The 22,372-nt window shown below is 58.5% G+C and carries 19 protein-coding genes and 2 tRNA genes; all 21 read left to right on the top strand.

Features of this window, described 5'->3' with window-relative positions:
- Positions 1 to 19 precede the first annotated feature (19 nt).
- The 21 genes from AB5750_RS08065 to AB5750_RS07965 all read left to right on the top strand — a co-directional run bounded on the left by AB5750_RS08065 (position 20) and on the right by AB5750_RS07965 (position 22,370).
- Entirely contained in the window at positions 20 to 997 is a 978-nt protein-coding gene (locus AB5750_RS08065) for an acetylxylan esterase (RefSeq protein WP_368145533.1), read from the top strand.
- Positions 990 to 1,841, top strand: coding sequence for an acetylxylan esterase (locus AB5750_RS08060; protein WP_368145532.1), 852 nt, complete (start codon positions 990 to 992; stop codon positions 1,839 to 1,841). Before AB5750_RS08065 ends, AB5750_RS08060 begins: the two co-directional genes overlap by 8 nt.
- A gap of 68 nt (positions 1,842 to 1,909) precedes the next feature.
- Positions 1,910 to 2,830, top strand: a complete 921-nt coding sequence (locus tag AB5750_RS08055) for a dihydrodipicolinate synthase family protein (RefSeq protein ID WP_035138887.1) — start codon at positions 1,910 to 1,912, stop codon at positions 2,828 to 2,830.
- Positions 2,831 to 3,000: 170 nt separating this feature from the next.
- Positions 3,001 to 3,966, top strand: coding sequence for an ROK family protein (locus AB5750_RS08050; protein ID WP_022094876.1), 966 nt, complete (start codon positions 3,001 to 3,003; stop codon positions 3,964 to 3,966).
- Between the two features lie 140 nt (positions 3,967 to 4,106).
- A complete protein-coding gene (locus AB5750_RS08045; protein ID WP_195361754.1) occupies positions 4,107 to 4,793 on the top strand; it encodes an N-acetylmannosamine-6-phosphate 2-epimerase in 687 nt (228 codons plus the stop codon).
- Positions 4,794 to 4,894: 101 nt separating this feature from the next.
- On the top strand, positions 4,895 to 5,815 hold the full coding sequence (rapZ, locus tag AB5750_RS08040) for an RNase adapter RapZ (RefSeq protein WP_022094878.1): 921 nt from the start codon (positions 4,895 to 4,897) through the stop codon (positions 5,813 to 5,815).
- 6 nt (positions 5,816 to 5,821) lie between these two features.
- A complete protein-coding gene (whiA, locus tag AB5750_RS08035) occupies positions 5,822 to 6,751 on the top strand; it encodes a DNA-binding protein WhiA (RefSeq protein WP_368145530.1) in 930 nt (309 codons plus the stop codon).
- 193 nt (positions 6,752 to 6,944) lie between these two features.
- On the top strand, positions 6,945 to 7,970 hold the full coding sequence (gene gap / locus AB5750_RS08030; protein WP_022094880.1) for a type I glyceraldehyde-3-phosphate dehydrogenase: 1,026 nt from the start codon (positions 6,945 to 6,947) through the stop codon (positions 7,968 to 7,970).
- A 140-nt stretch (positions 7,971 to 8,110) separates the two neighbouring features.
- Complete coding sequence (locus tag AB5750_RS08025; RefSeq protein WP_006236149.1) at positions 8,111 to 9,301, top strand: phosphoglycerate kinase; 1,191 nt, start codon at positions 8,111 to 8,113, stop codon at positions 9,299 to 9,301.
- Positions 9,294 to 10,061 carry a triose-phosphate isomerase gene (gene tpiA, locus AB5750_RS08020; protein WP_022094882.1) on the top strand — a complete coding sequence of 256 codons (768 nt, stop codon included), beginning with the start codon at positions 9,294 to 9,296 and terminating at the stop codon, positions 10,059 to 10,061. Before AB5750_RS08025 ends, tpiA begins: the two co-directional genes overlap by 8 nt.
- Positions 10,062 to 10,066: 5 nt before the next feature.
- Positions 10,067 to 11,620 carry a 2,3-bisphosphoglycerate-independent phosphoglycerate mutase gene (gpmI, locus tag AB5750_RS08015; protein ID WP_368145529.1) on the top strand — a complete coding sequence of 518 codons (1,554 nt, stop codon included), beginning with the start codon at positions 10,067 to 10,069 and terminating at the stop codon, positions 11,618 to 11,620.
- A 164-nt stretch (positions 11,621 to 11,784) separates the two neighbouring features.
- Positions 11,785 to 12,039, top strand: coding sequence for a preprotein translocase subunit SecG (secG, locus tag AB5750_RS08010; RefSeq protein ID WP_006236144.1), 255 nt, complete (start codon positions 11,785 to 11,787; stop codon positions 12,037 to 12,039).
- A 294-nt stretch (positions 12,040 to 12,333) separates the two neighbouring features.
- Positions 12,334 to 14,010, top strand: coding sequence for a peptide ABC transporter substrate-binding protein (locus AB5750_RS08005; RefSeq protein ID WP_225093366.1), 1,677 nt, complete (start codon positions 12,334 to 12,336; stop codon positions 14,008 to 14,010).
- Positions 14,011 to 14,166: 156 nt separating this feature from the next.
- Entirely contained in the window at positions 14,167 to 15,204 is a 1,038-nt protein-coding gene (locus AB5750_RS08000; RefSeq protein WP_022094885.1) for an ABC transporter permease, read from the top strand.
- Between the two features lie 14 nt (positions 15,205 to 15,218).
- Positions 15,219 to 16,154: an ABC transporter permease gene (locus AB5750_RS07995; RefSeq protein WP_117770484.1), complete on the top strand. Its 936-nt coding sequence runs from the start codon at positions 15,219 to 15,221 to the stop codon at positions 16,152 to 16,154.
- A 2-nt stretch (positions 16,155 to 16,156) separates the two neighbouring features.
- Positions 16,157 to 17,248, top strand: a complete 1,092-nt coding sequence (locus AB5750_RS07990) for an ABC transporter ATP-binding protein (protein WP_022094887.1) — start codon at positions 16,157 to 16,159, stop codon at positions 17,246 to 17,248.
- Entirely contained in the window at positions 17,248 to 18,276 is a 1,029-nt protein-coding gene (locus tag AB5750_RS07985; RefSeq protein ID WP_022094888.1) for an ABC transporter ATP-binding protein, read from the top strand. Before AB5750_RS07990 ends, AB5750_RS07985 begins: the two co-directional genes overlap by 1 nt.
- Before the next feature lie 596 nt (positions 18,277 to 18,872).
- Positions 18,873 to 18,962, top strand: a tRNA-Leu gene (locus AB5750_RS07980).
- A gap of 59 nt (positions 18,963 to 19,021) precedes the next feature.
- Entirely contained in the window at positions 19,022 to 21,367 is a 2,346-nt protein-coding gene (locus AB5750_RS07975; protein ID WP_368145528.1) for a GAF domain-containing SpoIIE family protein phosphatase, read from the top strand.
- 78 nt (positions 21,368 to 21,445) lie between these two features.
- Positions 21,446 to 22,192, top strand: a complete 747-nt coding sequence (locus AB5750_RS07970; protein ID WP_161144847.1) for an anti-sigma factor antagonist — start codon at positions 21,446 to 21,448, stop codon at positions 22,190 to 22,192.
- 105 nt (positions 22,193 to 22,297) lie between these two features.
- Positions 22,298 to 22,370: transfer RNA gene (locus AB5750_RS07965), tRNA-Gly, on the top strand.
- Positions 22,371 to 22,372: the final 2 nt, after the last annotated feature.

Here is a 22,372-nt window from a genome sequence, read left to right as displayed (position 1 = left end):
AAGGTTGGGTTCACGAGCCATGCCAAGTGCTCAGGAGCTACAACATCAATTTGGTGAATATCGAGGCGCCATGCCCCGTCCATCAGATTTCGATCTCTTTTGGAAGGATCGCATGGCCGAGGCCGACGCCGTCGGGCTTGACTATGCGATCGAGGCGGCATCGGTCGCCGATGCCGCGACCTGCCAGCTTTTCGACCTCTGGTATACCGGCATGTGTGGCGCTCGCCTGCATGCCAAGTACCTTAAACCCGTCTCGGACGAGCCCGTGCCATTGGTGCTTCAGTTTCATGGGTATCCGGGTGCAAGCCGCAGCTGGTTTGAGCAGGCGTCGTTTGCGGGCATGGGCATGGCACTCATCGCCCTCGACTGCCCCGGCCAAGGAGGTCCCTCCGAGGACATTGGTGGATTTGAGGGCACAACGGTTGCCGGTCATATCGTCGCCGGTATCGACGGCGACCCGGCCAACCTCTACTATGTCCGCTTGCACCAAGATATTCGCATCCTGTGCCGCATCGTTCGCGAGCTCGAGGGCATCGATCTTGCGCGTGTGTTTGTGAACGGCGCGTCGCAGGGCGGCGGTTTGGGCATTGCGACCTGTGCGCTTAACAGCGAGCTTATCAATCGTGCCGCCATCCTCTATCCCTTCCTGTCAGATTTCCGCCTGGTCTGGGATTTGGATGCCGACGACATTGCCTACGAGGGCCTGCGCTATTGGTCTCGCTGGTTTGACGAGGACTCGACTCGTATTGACGAAGCCTATGCCAAGCTGGCGTACTTCGATTCCAAGAACTTTGCCCCTATGGTCGAATGCCCCGTGCTGTTTGGCACTGGCACAGCCGATATCGTCTGTCCGCCAGCGACGCAGTTTGCGGTCTATAACAACCTGACCTGCGAAAAGCGTCATGAGTTCTTTGAAGGCTTTGGCCACGAGGAGATTCAGGATTTTGACGATCTGATCATTCCGTTTTTCTGCAAGGGAGGGGAGGCTCATGTCTAAGTGCGAGAGCAATGTTGACGAGCTGATTGTCCCCGGACTCGTGGGAATTCCTGGAACGGTTTCGTCAAGGCTCGCAGAATATCGGGACTGGCGCGGCGATGTCCAAGCAGATGTTTCTGATTTAGAGACATGCGCTTCGAATCTTGAGATTCAAGGCCTGGCCATAACGGCGATTGACTTTGTTAACCCCTGCGCCCGTTACTCGGAGGTCTCCTTTGAGCTCGGTGACGATGCGATTCACGCTCGTTTGATCGAGCCTGTCGGTCGTGCCCGAGTATCTGAGCGCGTGCCGTTGTGCCTGATGTTCCACGACATCGATCGGCCTGTGCGCGGCTGGCATCACATGACGAGATTTGCCGCCATGGGGTATGCCGTTCTCGCGCTGGATGACGATGTTGCTGGTGCGGACGACCTGCGGCGGGGGATTTCTTCGCCCGCATTTGTCAGGCGCGTCCGTTGGGGCTGCGCGTTGGCGAAGGTCGCACGCAATCTTGATGGCATTGACCCCGACCGCATCTTTGCATGGGGCGAGGGTCTTGGCGGCGGAGTCGCGCTGGCGGTTTCCGCTCTGGACGAGCGGGGCCTCGCCTGCACGGCGGTTGCCAATCCGCTTCCTGGCGGCCTCGAGGCGCTGTCGTCTCGGGTGCGCGGATCGGTGCTCATGGGCACATCGCTTATGGATACCGTGAGCGATCCCAAGGGCCAGTTTGCCGTATTCAACGGTCTTGAGTGTGACCGGAGGCATATCATCTATGCAAAATACGCTCACGAGCGCATCAATGCGTTCGAAAACGAAGTCGTAGACTTTTTTAACCAAACGTTCTACTCGTGTTCTTTGGCCTAGACGGCCTGGACACTGCCAACAAGAGTGGGTGGCATAGGGCCGCCCGCTAGACAACTAAGGAGATTCTTGTGGCAACTCAGAAATTCACCGGCGTTATCCCTCCCGTCGTTGTTCCGGATACCGAAGATCACCAGCTCGATGTTGCCTCCTTTGAGCGCAGCATCAACCGCATGATCGATGCCGGCGTCGATGGCCTGTTCTTCTTGGGCTCTTCGGGTGAGGTCGTTTTCTCCACCGACGAGCGTCGTCGCCAGATCATCGCCGAGGCCGTCCGCATCGTCGACCACCGCGTGCCTGTTCTGGTCGGCATCATCGATACCGAGACCGAGCGCATGATTGAGCACGGCAAGGTCGCTCAGGAGCTGGGCGCCGATGCCCTCGTCGCCACCTGCCCGTTCTATGCCCTGCAGGGCATGACCGAGGTCGAGGAGCACTTCCGCATCCTGCACGAGGAGCTTGACCTGCCCATCTTTGCCTATGACATTCCCGTCTGCGTTCACACCAAGCTTCCCTGGAAGCTTCTTGCCAAGCTCGGCGCCGAGGGCGTCCTTGCTGGCGTCAAGGATTCCTCGGGTGATGACATCTCGTTCCGCTACCTCGTTCAGGAGAACGAGAAGAACGGCCATCCGATGAGCATCCTCACCGGCCACGAGGTTGTTGTCGACGGCGCTTACCTCGGTGGCGCCGACGGCTCTGTCCCGGGTCTCGCCAACGTTGAGCCCGAGGGCTACGTTCGTCAGTGGAAGGCCGCTCAGGCCGGCGACTGGGCTACCGTCAAGGCCGAGCAGGATCGCCTCAATGAGATTTCGCACATCTGGGATGTCACCTCGGGCGTCCAGGGCTATGCCGGTGGCGTCGGCGCCTTCAAGACCGCTATGAACCTCATGGGTATCTTCGACAGCCCGACCATGCCGCGCCCGGTGAAGGCCATGACCGGGGAGAACGTCGAGGCTATTAAGAAGGTCCTCCAGGACAACGGTCTCCTGTAAAGCTTCCCCGGGCACCCGATCTTGGGGCTCAAGCGGTCGAGCGTGACCCGTTAGGTCAACGCCCGACCGCTTTCACCCCAACCTCGGGCACCCGGGAAACCTTTACCAAGCTGCGGCGATAACGCAGCCTTCATTTCCTGTAGTTGTTTTTATCTCCTAAGGAGAGCGACATGGAGAACAAGTACGTCTGTTCTGTCGATATCGGCGGAACTAAGATCGCGACTGCCATCATGGAGTACCCGGCTGACGGTAGTGTGCCCCATCCCGTTTTTGAGGCCGAGGTTCCCACCGAGGCCCAAGAGGGCGGCGAGGCCGTCTTCCAGCGTATCGAGGCGTCCATCAAGGCTGCTCTCGAGGCGAATCCCGATGTCGAGGTCCTTGGCGTCGGTATCGGTGCCGCCGGCGTCGTCGATCCCAAGACGGGCGCCATCGCGTATGCCAATGAGATCATGCCCGGCTGGTCCGGCGTTCAGTTGGGGCCGCGTCTGCGCGAGGATCTCGGTCTTCCCGTTGCCGTTGTAGGCGACGTGCAGGCTCATGCTCTGGGCGAGGCCCACTGGGGCGTCGGCAAGGGCAAGTTCTCCGTCTTGTGTCTTGGCATCGGTACGGGCATCGGCGGCGCATATGTCGAGAACGGCCGCGTGATGCAGGGCTTCCATGGTGCTGCTGGCCATATGGGCCACATCGAGTGCTCGGCTGCCGCCGGCATTCCCTGCGCCTGCGGGCGTTCCGGCCATCTGGAGTCGGTTGCTTCGGGCACTTCCATTGGTCGTATGTACGATGAGCGCTTTGGCCGCGTCGACCCCAGCCGTCCTTCGGTCGGTCGCGATGTGAACGACCTGTGCCGTGCAGGCGACGCAAAGGCGACCGAGGTCATCCATGACGCCGGCTTTGCACTGGGCGCCAGCTTGGGCTCGCTCGCTAACATCCTGGACCCTGAGGTCATCGTGCTTTCGGGCGGCGTGATTCACCAAGGTCCCGATTGGCGTTCGCAGACGTGGAAGGATTCGGTGCACGAGGGCTATGCCAGCCAGGCGCTCGATCCGCTTCAGGACACGCCGATCCTCATCGGTTCTCTGGAGGGCGATGCTCCGCTCATCGGTGCCGCCGAGCATCTTCTTGCTTCGTTGAAGTAAACATAACTACCAAGTGTGCCTTCTGAGGTGCCGCAGATTGACGTGAAAGAGGAGCGAAGCGTACTTCGGTACGCGAGCGACGGTTTGAACGTCAAGGTGCGGCGTCTCAGAAGGCTGTTTTGAGAAAGGTTGAGTCGAACATGACCGTTGATCCTTTGATCCAGTCCCTGAAGGGTAAGCTCGTCGTGAGCGTTCAGGCGTATATGGGCGAGCCGCTTCGTACGCCCGAGACCATGGCTCAAATGTCTCGCGCTTGCGAGCTCGGCGGCGCCGCCGCCATTCGCTGCCAGGGCCTTGCCGACATCGCCGCCATTAAGGGCCGCTGTGAGATCCCCGTCATCGGCTTGTGGAAGGATGGACACGAGGGCGTCTACATCACGCCGACGCTGCGCCATGCTCGCGCCTGCGTTGCCGCCGGTGCCGACATCGTGGCGATCGACGCCACTGATCGCCCGCGTCCCGATGGCAAGACCGTCGAGGACACCTTCCGTCCGCTGCACGAGGAGGGTGTGCTCCTGATGGCGGATTGTGCCACCATCGAGGACATTCGCCGTGCGGTTGATATGGGCTTCGACCTGGTGTCAACCACGCTTTCCCACGGTGTCGCCGCTATCGATTGCACTATGGCCGACGGTCCCGATTTGCCGCTTCTGCGTCAGGCGACCGAGGAATTCCCCGGTCTTCCCATCATCTGCGAGGGCCGCGTGCACACGCCCGAGGAGGCTCGCGCCGCGATTGATGCTGGCGCCTGGGCCGTTGTCGTCGGCACCGCCATCACACACCCCACGAGTATTACGAGTTGGTTCAAGGCTGCGCTTGAGGCGTAAGACAGGCCTCGTATCCGCTCGGGGCGGTATACTCAATATAGGCAATTGACCGCGCGGGATCCGGGTTGCTGGGTCCCGCGCTTGTTTTTGGGAGGCAGCACATGCAAAAGGGAGATGCCATGGATGCGGCGGAGCGCTCGGAGCGCATCCCCGATATCGTCATCATCACCGGAATGTCCGGATCGGGCCGCACACAGGCCATGCACGTGTTCGAGGACATGGGCTATTTTTGCATTGATAACCTACCTCCGCGTCTCATCGCCCAGCTTGCCGAGCTCGTCGGCATCAATACGGGCGTGGGCAGGCATCTCGCCGTCACCTGCGATTTGCGTAGCCAGGGCTTGTTCGATGAGCTGCTCGATGCCGTTGCCGCACTCGAGGAGCGCGAGATGAGCTGTGACATCGTGTTTCTCGAGGCCTCTGACGAGGTGCTGATCCGTCGCTATAGCGAAAACCGCCGCCGCCATCCCATTGCCAAGCCGGGGGAGACTACGGCCGATGCGATTCAGCGCGAGCGCCTGCAGCTGCAGGGTGTGCGCGATCGAGCCGATATGATCATCGACACGAGCCGCCTGCGTACCTCTGCCCTGCGCAACAAATTGCGCATGGCGTTCTCCGAGTTGTCCGACCAGCAGCTCATGGACGTTCACGTGTTCTCGTTTGGCTTTAAGCACGGTATGCCCGTCGAGGCGGACATTATGATCGACGTTCGCTTCCTGCCCAATCCGTTCTACGATCCTGAGATGCGCACCATGACCGGTCTCGATAAGAAGGTCTCCGACTTTGTTCTGGACCATCCCAAGACCCAGGAGTTCTGGAAAGCTTGGACGCAGCTGCTCGATACGGTCATGCCCGGCTATATCGCGGAGGGCAAGCCACAGCTTTCTATTGCCATCGGCTGCACGGGCGGTCAACACCGCAGCGTTGCCATCGCCGAGGCCACGGCACGTTATTTGGAAGGTGCCCAATATCACGTGAGCATTTCCCACCGCGACCTGTCGCGCGCCAACACGAAAGCATAGGCCTGCATGTCGTTTACCGCCGAGGTGCGTGACGAGCTCGCGCGCTGCGAACCCGAATGTGAATACTGCGATTTGTCGACGCTTGCCGCCCTGACGCGTGTGAGCGGTACACTTTCGCTGGCCGGCTCCGGGCGGTATCGTTTGACGGTCGCGACCGAGACGGGCGCCGTCGCGCGCACGATGATCACACTGACGCATCGCATCCTTAAGCTCAAAACGGAATTCACCGTTCGTAAATCGGTCTTGCATAAGGTTCGCAACTATCTCATTACCCTGCCCGACCAACCCGACCTGGATAAGGCTCTGGTGCTGCTGGGCATCCTCGACCGCAGGGGAGGACTTGTCGCCGGCGTGCCCCGACATATCGTTGCCCGTCCCTGCTGCAGGCTTGCCTATATCCGCGGCGCGCTCATCGCGGGCGGCTTCGTGGCCGATCCACGCGGCGATTTTCATTTGGAGATCGCGGTACAGGGAGAGCAATATGCCAAGGGGCTTTGCGATCTGTTGGAGCAGATTGGGGTCCATGCTCGTGTTAATGCACGGCGGGGGTCATATGCCGTGTACATTAAGAGCGCCGAGGAGATCGAGCAGCTCCTAAAGCTGATCGGCGCCAAGCGCAGCGTTGCCGAGATCGAGGAAGCGCGCGCGGTCAAATTGGTTAAGAACGACGTAAACCGTCGCGTGAACGCCGAGCTCGCCAACCAGACCAGAAGTGCGGGTGCCGCCCAGCATCAGCTTGCGTTGATCGATGAGCTCGAACAGCGGGGTTTGCGCGACACGCTTCCGGATGCCTTGGCGGTCTTTTGCGACCTGCGCGAGCGCTATCCCGATCTTTCGCTGCGTGATTTAGGGGAGATGGCTGACCCTCCCTTGTCGAAGTCTGCCCTCTACCATCGTGTTTTACGGCTTGAAAAGCTCATTGAAGCAAACAGGTAGGTTAAAGTATCGACTTATATACGGATTTAGCTGCTATTTTATTCTTTAAAGCGTTTTAACGCAAATTTGATTTTCAATTTCGAGCATTCTCGTGAAATTCAAGTCAAAAAAAAGGTATATTAGGCGAGTGGTTAGTTTGTGGGCCTCAACGGCAGGCGCTGTAGCTTGCGGGGGCCTTACGAAAGGAGACACAATGGCAGTAAAGGTTGCTATTAACGGCTTCGGTCGCATCGGTCGTCTGGCCTTCCGTCAGATGTTCGGTCATGAGGGCTCCGAGATCGTCGCTATCAACGACCTCACCTCTCCCGATATGCTCGCTTACCTGCTGAAGTACGACTCCACGCAGGGCAACTACGCTCGCGATCACGAGGTCGTTGCTGGCGAGGATTCCATCACCGTTGACGGCAAGGAGATCAAGATCTACAAGGAGGCCGACGCCAACAACCTGCCTTGGGGCGACCTCGACGTCGACGTCGTTCTCGAGTGCACCGGCTTCTACACCAGCAAGGCTAAGGCTCAGGCCCACATCAACGCTGGCGCCAAGAAGGTCGTCATCTCCGCTCCGGCTGGCAGCGATCTGCCCACCATCGTGTACAACGTCAACCACGAGACGCTGACCGCTGAGGACAACATCATCTCCGCTGCTTCCTGCACCACCAACTGCCTCGCCCCGATGGCCAAGGGTCTGAACGACTTCGCTCCCATCGTGTCCGGCATCATGACCACCATTCACGCTTGGACTGGCGACCAGATGCCGCTCGACGGCCCGCAGCGCAAGGGCAACAAGCGTCGTAGCCGCGCCTGCGCCGTCAACATCGTCCCCAACACCACCGGTGCTGCCAAGGCTATCGGCCTGGTTCTCCCCGAGCTCAACGGTAAGCTCATCGGTGCCGCCCAGCGCGTCCCGACGCCGACCGGCTCCATCACCAACCTCTACGCTGTCGTTGACAAGAAGGTCACCGTCGACGAGGTCAACGCTGCTATGAAGGCCTACGCTGCCACCATCTCCGAGACCTTCGGTTACAACGAGGACGACATCGTCTCCACCGACATCATCGGCGAGACCCACGGCTCCATCTTCGACGCCACTCAGACCATGTGTTCTGACCTCGGCAACGGCCAGACCCTCGTTCAGGTCACCTCTTGGTACGACAACGAGAACTCCTACACCTCTCAGATGGTCCGCACCATCAAGTACTTCGAGAAGTTCGTTGCTTAATTTAGCTTTTAGCGAATAGCTCGTTGAGCGTCTAAAGAAGGGCGCGGCCTTATAGGGCTTACACCCTAGGGTCGCGCCCTTTTTATAAGAAATCGTCTGCCGTAATGGGAGGCAGACACGTACGAAAGGTAGAAGCAAACATGGCCTTTACCAAGAAGACCGTCCGCGACATCGATGTCGACGGAAAGCGCGTTCTCGTCCGCGTTGACTTTAACGTGCCTATCAAGGATGGCGTCGTTGGCGACACCACCCGTATCAAGGCTGCCCTGCCCACCATCAACTACCTCGTTGAGCACAACGCTCGCGTCATCCTCATGAGCCACCTCGGCCGTCCCGAGGGCACCGGCTTCCAGCCCGAGCTGTCCCTCGAGCCCGTCGCCAAGAAGCTCGCCGAGCTCTCTGGTCTTGACGTTGCCTTTGTCGCCGACACTTACGGCGAGAAGGCTGCCGAGGCTGTCGCCGCCGTCGAGCCGGGCAAGGTTCTCGTTCTCGAGAACGTCCGCTTCGATAAGCGTGAGAAGAAGAACGATCCCGAGATCGCCAAGAAGCTCGCTTCCTATGGTGACGTCTTCGTTCTCGATGCCTTCGGCACCGCTCACCGCGCCCAGGGTTCCGTCGTGGGCCCCGCCGCTTACCTGCCTGCCGTCGCTGGCTTCCTGCTCGAGAAGGAGGTCGACACGCTGACCGGCATCTTCGCCGAGCCCGAGCGCCCCTTCGTCGCTATCGTCGGCGGCTCAAAGGTTTCCTCCAAGATCGGCGTTCTCGATCACCTCATCGACTCCGCTGACACCCTGATCATCGGTGGCGGCATGGCCTACACCTTCTTCCTGGCTCAGGGCCTGTCCGTCGGTCAGTCCCTCAAGGAAGAGGACTGGGTCGAGCGCGCCGGCGAGATGCTTAAGAAGGCCGAGGAGAAGGGCGTCAAGATCCTGCTCCCCATCGACAACCGCGTTGCCGATCACTTTGGCGAGGACGCTGTTCCCGAGGTTGTCGCTTCCGACGCTATCCCCGACGATCGTGAGGGCATGGACATCGGCCCCAAGACCGAGGAGCTCTACGCCGAGGCTGTCAAGGGCGCCAAGACCGTGTTCTGGAATGGCCCCATGGGCGTCTTCGAGTTCGACAACTTCGCTCACGGCACCCAGGCTATCGCCGAGGCTGTCGCCGAGGCCGACTGCACCTCGATCATCGGCGGTGGCGACTCTGTCGCAGCTGTCAACAAGTTCAACCTGGCCGACAAGATGAGCTGGATCTCCACCGGTGGTGGCGCTTCCATGGAGCTCGTCGAGGGTAAGGCCCTGCCCGGAGTGGAGGCGCTTCTCGATGCCTAATCGCACCCTTCTTATCGCTGGTAACTGGAAGATGAACAACGACGTCGCCGAGGCTGCCAAGCTCGCCGACGAGCTGGCTCAGGCTCTGCCCGAGGTTCCGGCTGGCGTCGAGGTGCTCGTCTGCCCTCCGACCATCGACATCACCACGGTTCATGACCGCATTCAGGCTGCCCCCATCGCCCTCGGTGCACAGAACGTGTACTGGGAGGCCAAGGGTGCCTTCACCGGTGAGTCCTCTTGCGACATGCTCAAGTCCGCTGGCTGCACCTACTGCATCATCGGTCACTCCGAGCGTCGCGACTACTTCCACGAGACCGACGAGGACCAGAACAAGAAGGCTAAGGCTCTCGTTGCCGCCGGCCTTGTTCCCGTCTTCTGCTGCGGCGAGTCCCTCGAGGTCCGCGAGGCTGGCACCTATGTCGAGCACGTCGTGAACCAGGTCAAGGCTGGCCTTGCTGGTCTTGAGATCACCTGCCCCAAGCAGGTCGTCGTCGCCTACGAGCCCATCTGGGCCATCGGCACCGGCAAGACCGCTACCGCCGAGGACGCTCAGGAGGTCTGCGGTGCTATCCGTGAGACCCTCAAGGAGATGTTCGGCGAGGAGCTCGCTAACGGCATCCGCGTGCTGTATGGCGGTTCCGCCAAGCCCGGCAACATCGCCGAGCTCGTCGCCAAGCCCGACGTTGACGGCGCCCTCGTGGGCGGCGCTTCGCTCAAGGCTGCCGACTTCGCCTCTATGGTCGTCAAGGCAGGCGAGTAGGACATATGGCACAACGTCATCTTCCTGCACTCCTGATTATCATGGATGGCTGCGGCCTTGCTCCGGCCGATGGCGAGAACGCCGTCGCCGCTGCCAAGACGCCCTTCCTTGATGGCCTGTACGAGAAGTACCCCCACACCACGCTCGGTGCTTCGGGCGAGGACGTGGGCCTTCCCGACGGCCAGATGGGTAACTCCGAGGTGGGTCACCTCAACATCGGTGCCGGCCGCATCGTGTTCCAGGAGCTTTCGCGCATCAACAATGCCATCAAGGACGGCTCCATCGCCAAGAACGAGGTTTTCGTCAAGGCTATGGACGATGTCAAGGCTGACGGTAAGACTCTCCACCTCATGGGCCTTATGAGCCCTGGCGGTGTTCATTCTCACATGAACCACGTCGAGGCTCTGGTCAAGATGGCTGCCGAGCACGGTGTCAAGACCGTTCGCGTCCACGCCTTCATGGATGGTCGCGACGTTGACCCGCAGTCCGGTGCCGGTTACATGAGTGAGTTCTGCGCCTTCCTGGCTAAGATCTCCGAGGAGACCGGTTGCGACGCTCGCGTTGCCACCGTCTCGGGCCGTTATTGGGCCATGGACCGCGATAATCGTTGGGAGCGCATCCAGCGCGCCTACGACGTCATGGTCAACGCGTCCGATGCTGATACCGACCCCGTTGCCGGTATCAAGGCCTACTACGAGAAGGACCCGCGCGGCGACGAGTTCGTCGAGCCCTTCGCTGCCCACAACGAGGGCATTCACGAGGGCGACGCGGCCATCTTCTTCAACTTCCGTCCCGACCGCGCTCGTCAGATGACCCGCGTGTTCACGGACAAGGAGTTCGACGGCTTTGAGCGCGAGCAGATCAAGCTTTCGCACTTTGTGACGATGACCGAGTACGATCCGACGTTTGACGTCGAGGTCGCCTTCCCCAAGACGTTCCCCGAGAACGTCCTGGCCGACGTTATCGCCGCCAATGGCCTGAAGCAGCTGCACACCGCCGAGACCGAGAAGTACGCCCACGTGACGTTCTTCCTCAACGGCGGCATCGAGGAGCCCAAGGAGGGCGAGGAGCGCGTGCTCGTCGCTTCCCCCAAGGTCGCTACCTACGATCTGCAGCCTGAGATGAGCGCTCCCGAGGTGACCGAGAAACTCGTCGCCGCTATTAACGATGATCGCGCTGATTTCTACATCGTGAACTTCGCGAACTGCGACATGGTTGGTCACACCGGTGTCTTTGACGCCGCCGTTAAGGCCGTCGAGGCCGTTGACGATGCCCTGTCTAAGGTTGTCCCGGCGATTCTCGCCAAGGGCGGCTTTGCGCTGATTACCGCCGACCACGGCAATGCCGATCACATGTTTGACGTTGCTTGCGACGGTTCTAAGCATCCGTTCACTGCTCACACCACCAACCGTGTGCCGTTCATCATCGTTGATGAGAAGGCCGAGCTCACCGGTATCGAGGACGGCCGTCTTTCCGATATCGCTCCGACCATGCTCACCATGGCTGGTATTGAGCCTTCCGCCGAGATGACGGGCCGCGTGCTCGCCACCGAGGCCTAATAGAAAACAAATACCGTTTTCTAGTAAGGGGGTTGTCCACAACCGGACAACCCCCTTTTTGGTATTTCTGCCATTTCCACCCCGTCCTTGAGTGGCAGGTAGGGGAGAGCGGGGGATTGTGGTACAGTACTGGAGTTTAAACCGTTCTATTAAGGAGCTTATCTATGGGTCCGTTCCAGATTCTTCTGTTTGTCGTTTGGGCTGTCTCTGCCGTGGCGCTGACGATTCTCGTCCTGATGCATTCCGGTAAGGGCACCGGCGTTTCGGATATGATCGCTAGCTCGCTGTATAACTCCAGCTCTGCCACGGGCGTCATGGAGCAGAACCTCGACCGCCTGACCGTCATCATGGCTGTCGTGTTTGCCGTGTGCGTCGTGCTGTGCATGTTCTTCTTCCCGCAGGGCATCGTCGGCTACTAAGCACGAGCCGCATAAATATTCAAAAAGGGTCCCGTAAGTGCGGGACCCTTTTTGTTTACATATTTGTAACAGAGTCAAAATATCCCCACATACTTCGCCCAACTAAAGAAATTCTCGACCGTTAACCGGAATTAGCCCCAAATTGTGTATAAAATGCGCTACTGTATTGCAAAACGTTGGTCCGTTGTGCATAACCAGCCATAGCAGCGGGCGGCGTTTTGATGGTTCGGATCGGATTGTTTCGACATGTGTCCGACTGAACATTTCTTTGTCCTATCTCATAAGGAGGATGGCATGGCTGATTCTATGTTCCACCAGCCCGTTATGGGTCGTCGCGCCTTTGTTGGCGGCACCCTTGCTGCGAGCTCCATGGCTTTTCTTGCCGCATGTGGCAAGAAGGGTGGCGACGCTTCCGGTTCTGAGTCCGGTTCGACGCTGAACTTCTACATCAACAACCCGGTCTGCATCGACCCCTACAATGTCCAGGAGGACCAGGGCACTCAGGTCGAGTACCAGCTCTTTGACGCTCTGACCTCTTACGACGCCGAGAAGGGCGAGATCGTTCCGCTGGCTTGCGAGTCCTTTGAGTCCAACGACGACGCCACCGAGTTTACCTTCAAGATCAAGAAGGCCAAGTTCCACAACGGTGACGACGTTACCTCCAAGTCCTTCAAGCTCGGTTGGGAGCGTCTGGTCAACACCAAGTCGGCCATCGCTACCGAGTACGGTCCTTCCGAGGTCTCCTATCACCTTTCCATGGTCGAGGGTTATGACGACCTGCTTGCCGGTAACGCTACCGAGCTCAGCGGTGTTACGTGCCCCGACGATGAGACCCTCGTCGTCAAGCTGTCTTCCGCTTACGCTGACTTCCCCTTCGTCGCCTCTCATCCGGCTCTGGCCCCGGTTCCCGAGTGCGCCGAGTCCGATGTCAAGAGCTTCTATCTTGCCCCGGTCGGTAACGGCCCGTTCATGATGGACGGCAAGTGGGAGGATGGCCAGGAGATCAACGTCAAGAAGTTCGACGATTACTATGGCGACAAGGCCAAGATCGATGGCATCCACTTCCAGGTCATCAAGGACATGGAGACCGCTTACAAGGAGTTCCAGGCCGGTAACCTCGATGTCTGCGACGTTCCCGTCGCTCAGATCGATGCCGCCAAGAAGGATCGCGGCGTGTCCAAGGACGGCTACACCATGGGTGACGGAGAACGCATGCTGCTCGGCGCCGAGCCTTCCACGTACTATCTGACCTGCAACACCACGGCCGAGCCGTTCAACAACGCCGACCTGCGTAGGGGCATCTCCCTGGCCATTAACCGTGAGGCCATCTGCAAGACCATCTTCAAGGGTACCCGTACCCCTGCCGACGGCATTGTTCCTCCGGGCATCGATGGCTACAAGGAGGGCGCATGGGAGTTCTGCGCCTACGATGTCGACAAGGCTAACGAGTACCTCGACAAGGTTGCTCCCGCTGGCGCTAACGGGGATCGTGGCATTAGCGTGACCCTGTCCTACAACCAGGACGGCGGTCACAAGGAGATCATGGAGTCCATCATCGGCGACCTCGCCAAGGTTGGCGTTACCGCTGTCTCCGATACCCCTGAGTGGTCTGCCCTGCTCGAGCAGTATCAGAACTTTAACTATCAGTTCGGTCGTCTGGGTTGGATTGCCGACTACCCGATCATGGACAACTTCCTGTATCCGCTGTTCCACTCCGACTCCCTCGGTGGCGACAACCGCTCCGGTTACAACAACCCCGAGTTCGACGCCAAGGTCGACGAGGCTCGTACTATTGTTGACGACGAGGAGCGCGTCGCTAAGATGCAGGAGGCCGACGCAATGGTCGCTGCCGACTGCCCGGTCATCCCGATTATGTTCTACACGCACACCATCGCCGGCTCCGATCGCATCAAGCACCTCTATGTCGATCCGCAGAAGCACGCCGATCTGGGTACCGCTGAGCTCGCCTAAGAGTTTGCAGCTTCCGTGAGGGTCAAGTATTTACGTAGACCTCATGGGAAACATACAGTTCTCCCTAACCTGGGGTAAACTGGCTGATGGTAATTTTGGGATGCCGGTCTGGCGATCGGCATCCCATTTAGGTTAATCCCTAGATAGGGGAGTGGTATGGGTAAGTACATCGTTAAACGTGTGCTTCAGTTCATCCCGGTGTTTTTGGGCGTTACGCTGATTCTGTTCGCCCTTCAGAATATCGTGCCGGGAGATCCGATCAAGCTGATCGGTGGAGACAAGGCTCTGTCCCCCGAGGTGGAGCTTCAGCTTCGCGTCCGCTATCACCTGGTCCAGTCGGACGAGGACGGCAACGCGATCCTTGACGAGAACGGCGACCCCGTTCAAACGTCGCTCGTGGACCGTTACTTGTATTACATGAACGGCCTGCTTCATGGCGATCTGGGCAATTCGTATCAGCGCAAGCTGCCGGTTACGGAAATCTTTGCCCAGAAGTATCCGTATACGGTCAAACTTGCCGCGTGCGCCATCGTGCTCGAGGCAATTATGGGTATCGGCGCGGGTATCATTTCGGCGGTAAAGCGTTATTCCTTCTGGGATATTTTGGTAACGCTCACCACGTCGATCCTCGTTGCGGTCCCGGCCTTCTGGCTCGGTATGTTGCTGCAGCTGTTCTTTGGCGTCATCCTCAAGGACGCTACGGGCGGTGCAATCTCCATGCCGATCTCGGGTGCCGGCGGTTCCAGCTCTCAGTATCAGGATTGGATGCACTATGTGCTTCCGACCATTACGCTGGCTTCGGTTTCGACCGCTTATGCCGCCCGCATTATGCGCTCGCAGCTGCTTGACGTCATGAACCAGGATTACATCCGTACGGCAAAGGCCAAGGGTCTCTCCAATCGCGCGATCATCGTCAAGCATGCGCTTAAGAATGCACTCATCCCCGTCGTTACCTATATTGGTGTCGACTTTGGTGGCATGCTTTCGGGCGCCATCCTGACCGAGACGGTCTTTAACTGGCCCGGTATCGGCTACGAGGTCTATCGCGCCATTAGCATGCGTGACTGGCCCATCGTTATGGGCGGCGTTACGCTCATCGTTGTCGTCGTCATGGTGATCAACCTGCTCGTCGACATTAGCTATGCATTCCTCGACCCGCGCATCCGCCTTGGCGGTCCGTCGGATAAGGCCTAAGGGAGGTACGTCTCATGCAGGAAACTGATTCTCAGTCTCAGGAGCAGGCTACCGCCACCAAGGCCGCATCTGCTCCCGCCAAGTCCCGCACGCTGTGGGGCGACGCTTTTAAGCGTCTTCGCAAGAACAAGCTCGCCGTTATCGGTGTCTGCTGGATCATCATCGTCGTTTTGGTTGCCCTGACCGCAGATCTGTGGGCTAAGCCCTGGCTTGGTTCGCCGACGGCTTCCGACTCGACCACCATGGCCGAGACGTCGCTGTTGGCTCCGTGTGCAGAGCACCCGTTTGGCACCGACGCCCTTGGTCGCGACATTCTCGTCCGCGTTATCTACGGTGCGCGCGTTTCGCTGTCTGTCGGAATTATGGCCACCGCGATTTCCACGCTGATCGGTCTGGTCATGGGTGCTCTGGCCGGTTTCTACGGCGGCATCTGGGATACGATCATCATGCGCTGTGCGGACATCTTCCTGGCGTTCCCGTACGTGCTGTTCGTTGTCGCCATGATCGCCGTTATCGGCCGCGGTCTTCAGAACGTCTTTATCGCCATCGGTATTCTCGGCTGGCCTTCGATTGCGCGCGTCTTCCGCTCTGCGATCTTGACCGTCAAGGAAAACGACTATGTTGATGCTGCGCGCGCGATGGGTGCATCTGATGCTCGTATCGTCGTGCGTCACATCTTCCCGAACTCCGTCGCCTCCATCGTGGTCTACGCGACCATGAACATTGGTGGCGCCATCCTGACCGAGTCTGCTCTGTCCTTCCTCGGCATGGGCGTTATTCCGCCTACGCCTTCGTGGGGCTCCATGATTCAGGACGGTCAGCAGTATCTGCTGACTGCTCCCTGGATGATGATCATGCCCGGTCTGGCAATTCTCTCGACGGTGCTCGCCTTCACCCTGCTGGGTGACGGTTTGCGCGACGCCCTCGACGTCAAGATGAAGGACGCATAAGGATGAAGAAGAACAAGAACTATGTGGACCTGAAGGACCAGCCGGTTCCCGAGGGCCAGCATCTGCTCGAGGTCGATGACCTAAAGATGTATTTCCACACCGAGGATGGCGTCGTTCGCGCTGTCGACGGTGTCTCCTACACGCTCGATCGCGGCGAGACCCTGGGCGTCGTCGGTGAGTCCGGCTCCGGTAAGTCCGTGACCGCCATGACCATCATGGGCCTTATCTCGATGCCTCCGGGAAAGATTGAGGGCGGCGACGTTCGCTATCGCGGTCGTTCTATCCTCGAGATGACCGAGGAAGAGATGCAGCACATTCGCGGTAACGATATCGCGATGATCTTCCAGGATCCTATGACCTCCTTGAACCCGGTCTATAAGATCGGCAAGCAGGTAGGCGAGGGTCTTCGTCTGCACCGTGGCTACTCCAAGCAGGAGGCGCTCAAGCGCGCCACCGAGCTTTTGGACCTCGTTGGCATTCCCGAGCCCGAAAAGCGCGTCAATGAGTATCCGCACCAGTTCTCTGGCGGTATGCGTCAGCGCGTCATGATCGCTATGGCTCTTGCCTGCGACCCCGATATTCTGATTGCCGACGAGCCCACGACTGCCTTGGACGTTACCATTCAGGCTCAGATTATTGAGCTTATGCAGGAAATGCAGGAGAAGAACGGCAACGCCATCATCATGATCACCCATGACCTGGGCGTTGTCGCCGATATGGCTGACAAGATCATGGTTATGTACGCCGGCCGTCCCGTCGAGTTCGGTACTGCTGAGGAAATCTTCTACGAGAGCCGCCACCCCTACACCTGGGGCCTTATCCGCTCCATCCCGGAGCAGGCCATCGAAGAGAAGAAGCCTCTTACGCCGATTCACGGCAACCCGCCTTCGCTCATGAACCTGCCTGAGGGCTGCGTCTTCTCTCCTCGCTGCCCCTATGCGACGGACAAGTGCCGCAAGCAGCGCCCCGAGCGCGTTGTCACCGAGTCTGGTCATTACTCTGCGTGCCACTACTCCGGTGACCCCGAGTTCCTCAAGAACGCTCCTGAGACGTCCCGTACGCGCAAGGATTCCAAGAAGGGAGGCGAGGCGTAATGGCAGATACCAACGAGCGCACTCCGCTGCTGAAGGTCGAGCACCTCTCTAAGGAGTTTCCCGCTGAGTCCGGCATGTTCGCCAAGCGCTTCTCCAAGCGTGTCGTCTCTGCTGTAAATGACATTTCGTTCGAGATTTATCCTGGCGAGACCTTTGGTCTGGTTGGCGAGTCTGGTTGCGGCAAGTCCACGACGGGCCGCACCATCATGCGTCTGACCAAGCCGACCGCCGGTAAGGTGTTCTTCCAGGGCAAAGATGTTGCCGAGATGAGCAAGCATGAGATCAAGGACATGCGTCGCGAGATGCAGTTTATCTTCCAGGATCCTTATGCTTCGCTCAACCCTCGTATGACCATCGGAGAGATTGTCTCCGAGCCCATGACCATTCATGGCGTGGGTACCAAGGAGGAGCGCATTGAGCGCGTCCGCGAGCTTCTCGACGTCGTTGGACTGAACCCCGAGCACATCAACCGCTATCCGCATGAGTTCTCCGGCGGTCAGCGTCAGCGTGTCGGCATTGCCCGCGCTTTTGCGCTGAAGCCCAAGCTGATTATCTGCGACGAGCCGGTTTCCGCTCTGGATGTGTCCATTCAGGCCCAGGTTCTGAACCTACTGAAGGAGCTCCAGGACAAGTTCGGTACCGCATATCTGTTTATCGCCCACGACTTGTCCGTCGTGCAGCACATCTCCGATCGCGTTGCCGTTATGTATCTGGGTAAGATGGTCGAGGTTTCGGACTGGAAGACGCTCTACAGCGAGCCTCACCATCCGTACACGCAGTCGCTGCTGTCTGCCGTGCCGGTTCCCGATCCTGATATCCAGAAGACCCGCAAGCGCATCATCCTCGCTGGCGACCCGCCGTCGCCGCTGGATCCGCCGACCGGTTGCCGTTTCCACACTCGCTGCCCGATCGCTCAGGGTATCTGCTCTGAGAAGCTTCCCGAGTTTAAGGAAGTTGCACCTGGTCACTGCTGCGCGTGCCACTTCGCGGAGCCGTTCCCGATCAAGGAATCGCACATCGACCTGTAGTAGGTTGTTTGTCCGGGCCCGTGCTGGACTTAGTTTTCAGAACGTCCTCGACCATGGAAACCCCCTTATCCTGCTCCTTCGGAGCCGCGGATAAGGGGGTTTCCTGGTCTGCGGAATGTTCTGAAAACTAAGTCCAGCACGGGCCCTGTGTTACCACTGCAGAGGGGGTGCGATTCCTTGATCGCTCACTTAATCTAATGGGAAAGATAGCGAGGCCGGAGCTTTAGCTCCGGCCTCCTTATATAAGGGCTAGGCAAAGCCGAGCCACTAAATTTATATCAGCTCCCAGAACATGTTTGAGAACTGTGCCTGAAGTATGTATTTGCAGGCCCCGAATCGGTGTTGCCTCCCGGCGCATTCCGCAGGGGGAGCGATATTTTGCAGCACGAAGTGCGAAGCAAAATATCGCTCATGCCCGAGGACGCGCCGGGAGGCAACACCGATTCGGGGCCGAACATATAGATCTACCAGCGCATTTACAAATTCGTAAACTTTTTTGAAAAAAGTGCTTGCACAGTTCTCGAATCATAGGTTATTATCTTCCTCGTTGAACACGCGGGTCCAACAAAACGGACCGCGAATCAACAACATAGCATGTCGGAGTGGCGGAATTGGCAGACGCGCTAGCTTGAGGTGCTAGTGACCGCTTTTTGGTCATGCGGGTTCAAGTCCCGCCTCCGACACCATCGCATTTGAGAAGCCTCTTCGGAGGCTTTTTTGTTACCGATAGACGGTGGGGTCCACGATGGAAACGCTTGAACGCAACGAGTGGGCAGACGTTGCCCAACTAGTCGAGATCACGAGCGATGCTGTCATCATCTGCGAGCTCGACGGAACAATTCTGCATGTGAATAATCGCTTACTTGGTTTGATGTGCGAGGAACGCGCCGACGTCATCGGTGGAGATGTTAAAGACGTCCTGTACTCATCCGCTTTTGAACGTGCGACGGAACATCGTCTGCCATTTGAAACTGATGGCTCCGAGAACGAACTGATGCTCAAGCTGAGTGACGGCTCCTTTATCCCCGTCTTGGTTCGTGCGGGCTCCGTGACGCCTCCACGCATCTTTGGGCGCCGCGCGCCACGTGTCCTGGTGGCGCTCCATAGCATCGAAGAACAGTATTCTCACGACCGTCAACTCAAGCGTGCGTTATCGGAGCTTAGAGTGGCGAACAAGCGTCTCTCTGGCACGCTCTCGGTCATTATGAGCACTGTGGGCTCCGATGAGTTACCCAGCCTGCTTGATACTGTTTTGAACCAGCTTGTAGGAACGCTCGATGCTTCGGGTGCCGCTATCTATTTTTCTGAGAGCGGCGGTTTTAAACTTCGCGGTGTTTCCAAGGAGCTGTACGACAGCTACCTGCCTGAGTTTTTGCCGTATGGCGCTGGCATTCCGACGTATGTTCTTCGTGAGTCGCGTGCCTGTCGCTTGTCGATTCAACAGGACCTTGAGGGCGATAAGGCCGCCTCCGGTATGTTCATGGACTTGGACAATCGTTCTAAGCACCTGTTGCGCGTGCAGGATATGCCTCCGTACCGCAGCGAGATCTGTCTTCCCGTTTTTTACGGTACGCAGATCCTTGGCGTGCTGGAAGTTGGTTGGAAACGCCCCCAGGCACCGCTCGCCTATGACGTTAATGTACTCGAGGTCATTTGCGATTACTTGTCTATCCAACTGGTCGGCATGGCATCGAGTCTTCGCTCTCGTCGCACGGCCGAGCTTGGCCGCTCGCTCAATGTCTTACGTGATGAGTTGTTTACCTTTCTAGACGATTCCGTCGCGGCTACCCAGGCGGTATCGTCCGAGATCTGCAATATGCTCAACTGCCATTTTTGCCCTGTTGAGTATGACGCCAGTCTGGATTCCTACGTCATAGATTTTGAAGGCGGCAGTCGCGTTGCTTTGCCGGACGATCCCGAGAAGCTTTTCTTTTCCACGACGGCGCCAGCGGCACGTCTGGGGGCTGGCCCTGATGGCTTTGAGGCATCTGTTTTGGGGGGTACGAGTGCCGAGGACCTTAAACACGTCCGTATAACTCGCGTTGACGAATCGATGCCTATGGGAGGCTGGCTTAGGGCGCATGGTCTGCCTTGTCAAGGTCTCTACGTCGACTCCGGCATCGAGGCGGGGCACCCGCGCTCTGAGGGCGATGGCAAGCACAGTAACGACGCGATTGTTCCTGCTTCTGTTGCGAAGAGCCCGACGACGCGCGCGCTGCTGCTTCGTGATGGTAGCCAAGAGCCGATTGATGACCTTGAATATGACTACTTGGTGCACTTGGCGCATGACTTTGAACTGATCTACGAAGGCGAATCTCAAAAGCGCGAGGAGCGCCATATCGCTCAGACGCTCCAGATTGGCATGAGAAATTCCCTGGGGGATGTTCCGGGTATCGCAACCGATTCGGTGTACCTGTCGGCCACGAATTCGGCGTTGGTCGGAGGCGATTTCTATACGCTCATTCGTCTTCCCGACGACTGCGCCGTCATGATTCTGGGTGATGTGTCTGGCAAAGGCATTGAGGCCGCATCGATGTCCGCGCTCGTCAAGACGGCCCTGACGGCATATGCCTGGGAGGGCGCTGGACCGGCCCGCATGGCACGCTCCCTTAACAGCATGCTCATGGGCTTTTCGAGGGTCGAGACGTTCGTGACGGCCTTTATCGCCAAGATTGACCTTAAAGCCGGACGCGCAACGTATTGTTCGGCGGGCCATCCTCCGACCATGGTCATCAGGCCAGAGTCGATGCCGCTGGGTGGCGGCGAGGCCCGTGGGGGAGAGGTTGAGCTGCTTGGATGCCAATCGGGCGTAATCGGTGCCTTTGAGAGCATGGTGTACGAGACAGGCGTGTTTACGTTTGCCCCCGGCGACATGCTCTTCATGTATACGGATGGAACGATTGAGGCCCGCGACCGCACCGGAGCGTTCTTTGGCGAGCAGCGCTTGCGCGACCTTCTGCTCTCTGTCTCGGGTGAGGGCGTATCGGGCATTTGCGGCAAGGTCTTGGGCGAGCTTGACCGATTTACCGAATCGGCGCTGGACGATGACATTGCATTGGTGTCCCTTGAGTTTTTACGGGGTCGTTCATAGACGACGCTGGGCGGGCTGAATCCGTACGGTTGGGGAAACGAATGCATCGAGTGGGCTTTTTTGGGGAACCATGGTCGTATGAATGAGTGGAATGACATAGCGGTTTTGACGCCACCAGGCGATATCGACATCGCCACGGTGCCTGCGCTGCGTCGGCGGTTGGATGCTTTGATTGGCCGCGGCGTGCGTCGTGTCGTCATCAACTGTCAGGCTGTTAGCTTTATCGATTCTACGGGCTTGGCATTCCTGCTTACGCGCGCTCGTGAGCTTATGAGGCGAGAAGGCCTGCTTTCGCTCGTCAATGCATCAGGTGAAGTTGTTCGCTTTTTGGAGATTGCTCGTCTTGTCGATATCCTTCATGTCGTGGGGCCGGCACGGGAGTCAATTCCTGCCATTCCGGTGGGGGAGCTGCCTCGCTGGAGTAAGAGCGTTGAGGTCCGTCAGGGTATCGAGAATCTTCCATACTACCGACATCGCATCGCCGAACTCCTTGAATCGCTTCCGTTGCGCCGTGACGAGCGCTACGATGTCGCATTGGCGTCGGGGGAGGCGCTGGGTAATGCCTATGACCATGCGGGCGGTATCGGGTGCGTCCTGACGGTTCAGGCCTATGGCGATCGCGTTGTGGTTGAGGTGCTTGATCGAGGTGCCGGCTATTCTATCGATGAAACGAGCGAACCGGTCGCATCCGAGGAACGCGGCCGTGGCATCAAGCTTATGCGTATGCTCGTCGATAACGTGGAGGTTGCTCGTCGTACGGACGGCGCCGGCACGCGCGTGCAGATGGTGAAGCTGTTTAGCGGAGCGCTGGAATCGTGTGCCTAGCCAATCGCTTTAGCGCGTTTAGCTACTAAGAACATGCGGCAGACAAGTTTTTTGAAAAAAGTACTTGCGTCTTTTGGACAACTCGCGTAAATTAATAACCCGCAAGCGGACATGGCTCAGTTGGTAGAGCACAACCTTGCCAAGGTTGGGGTCGCGGGTTCGAGCCCCGTTGTCCGCTCC

The sequence above is a fragment of the Collinsella aerofaciens genome, from assembly GCF_040926185.1.
GTDB classification, from domain to species: Bacteria; Actinomycetota; Coriobacteriia; order Coriobacteriales; family Coriobacteriaceae; genus Collinsella; species Collinsella aerofaciens_BC.
Note: the sequence above shows the minus strand (reverse complement) of the source record. Positions and strands in the feature narration are given on the sequence as shown.

Coding starts and splice junctions, on each gene's coding strand:
- AB5750_RS08065 (WP_368145533.1), top strand. CDS start 20: ATGCCAAGTGCTCAGGAGCTACAACATCAATTTGGTGAATATCGAGGC.
- AB5750_RS08060 (WP_368145532.1), top strand. CDS start 990: ATGTCTAAGTGCGAGAGCAATGTTGACGAGCTGATTGTCCCCGGACTC.
- AB5750_RS08050 (WP_022094876.1), top strand. CDS start 3,001: ATGGAGAACAAGTACGTCTGTTCTGTCGATATCGGCGGAACTAAGATC.
- AB5750_RS08045 (WP_195361754.1), top strand. CDS start 4,107: ATGACCGTTGATCCTTTGATCCAGTCCCTGAAGGGTAAGCTCGTCGTG.
- rapZ (WP_022094878.1), top strand. CDS start 4,895: ATGCAAAAGGGAGATGCCATGGATGCGGCGGAGCGCTCGGAGCGCATC.
- whiA (WP_368145530.1), top strand. CDS start 5,822: ATGTCGTTTACCGCCGAGGTGCGTGACGAGCTCGCGCGCTGCGAACCC.
- gap (WP_022094880.1), top strand. CDS start 6,945: ATGGCAGTAAAGGTTGCTATTAACGGCTTCGGTCGCATCGGTCGTCTG.
- AB5750_RS08025 (WP_006236149.1), top strand. CDS start 8,111: ATGGCCTTTACCAAGAAGACCGTCCGCGACATCGATGTCGACGGAAAG.
- tpiA (WP_022094882.1), top strand. CDS start 9,294: ATGCCTAATCGCACCCTTCTTATCGCTGGTAACTGGAAGATGAACAAC.
- gpmI (WP_368145529.1), top strand. CDS start 10,067: ATGGCACAACGTCATCTTCCTGCACTCCTGATTATCATGGATGGCTGC.
- secG (WP_006236144.1), top strand. CDS start 11,785: ATGGGTCCGTTCCAGATTCTTCTGTTTGTCGTTTGGGCTGTCTCTGCC.
- AB5750_RS08005 (WP_225093366.1), top strand. CDS start 12,334: ATGGCTGATTCTATGTTCCACCAGCCCGTTATGGGTCGTCGCGCCTTT.
- AB5750_RS08000 (WP_022094885.1), top strand. CDS start 14,167: ATGGGTAAGTACATCGTTAAACGTGTGCTTCAGTTCATCCCGGTGTTT.
- AB5750_RS07995 (WP_117770484.1), top strand. CDS start 15,219: ATGCAGGAAACTGATTCTCAGTCTCAGGAGCAGGCTACCGCCACCAAG.
- AB5750_RS07990 (WP_022094887.1), top strand. CDS start 16,157: ATGAAGAAGAACAAGAACTATGTGGACCTGAAGGACCAGCCGGTTCCC.
- AB5750_RS07985 (WP_022094888.1), top strand. CDS start 17,248: ATGGCAGATACCAACGAGCGCACTCCGCTGCTGAAGGTCGAGCACCTC.
- AB5750_RS07975 (WP_368145528.1), top strand. CDS start 19,022: ATGGAAACGCTTGAACGCAACGAGTGGGCAGACGTTGCCCAACTAGTC.
- AB5750_RS07970 (WP_161144847.1), top strand. CDS start 21,446: ATGAATGAGTGGAATGACATAGCGGTTTTGACGCCACCAGGCGATATC.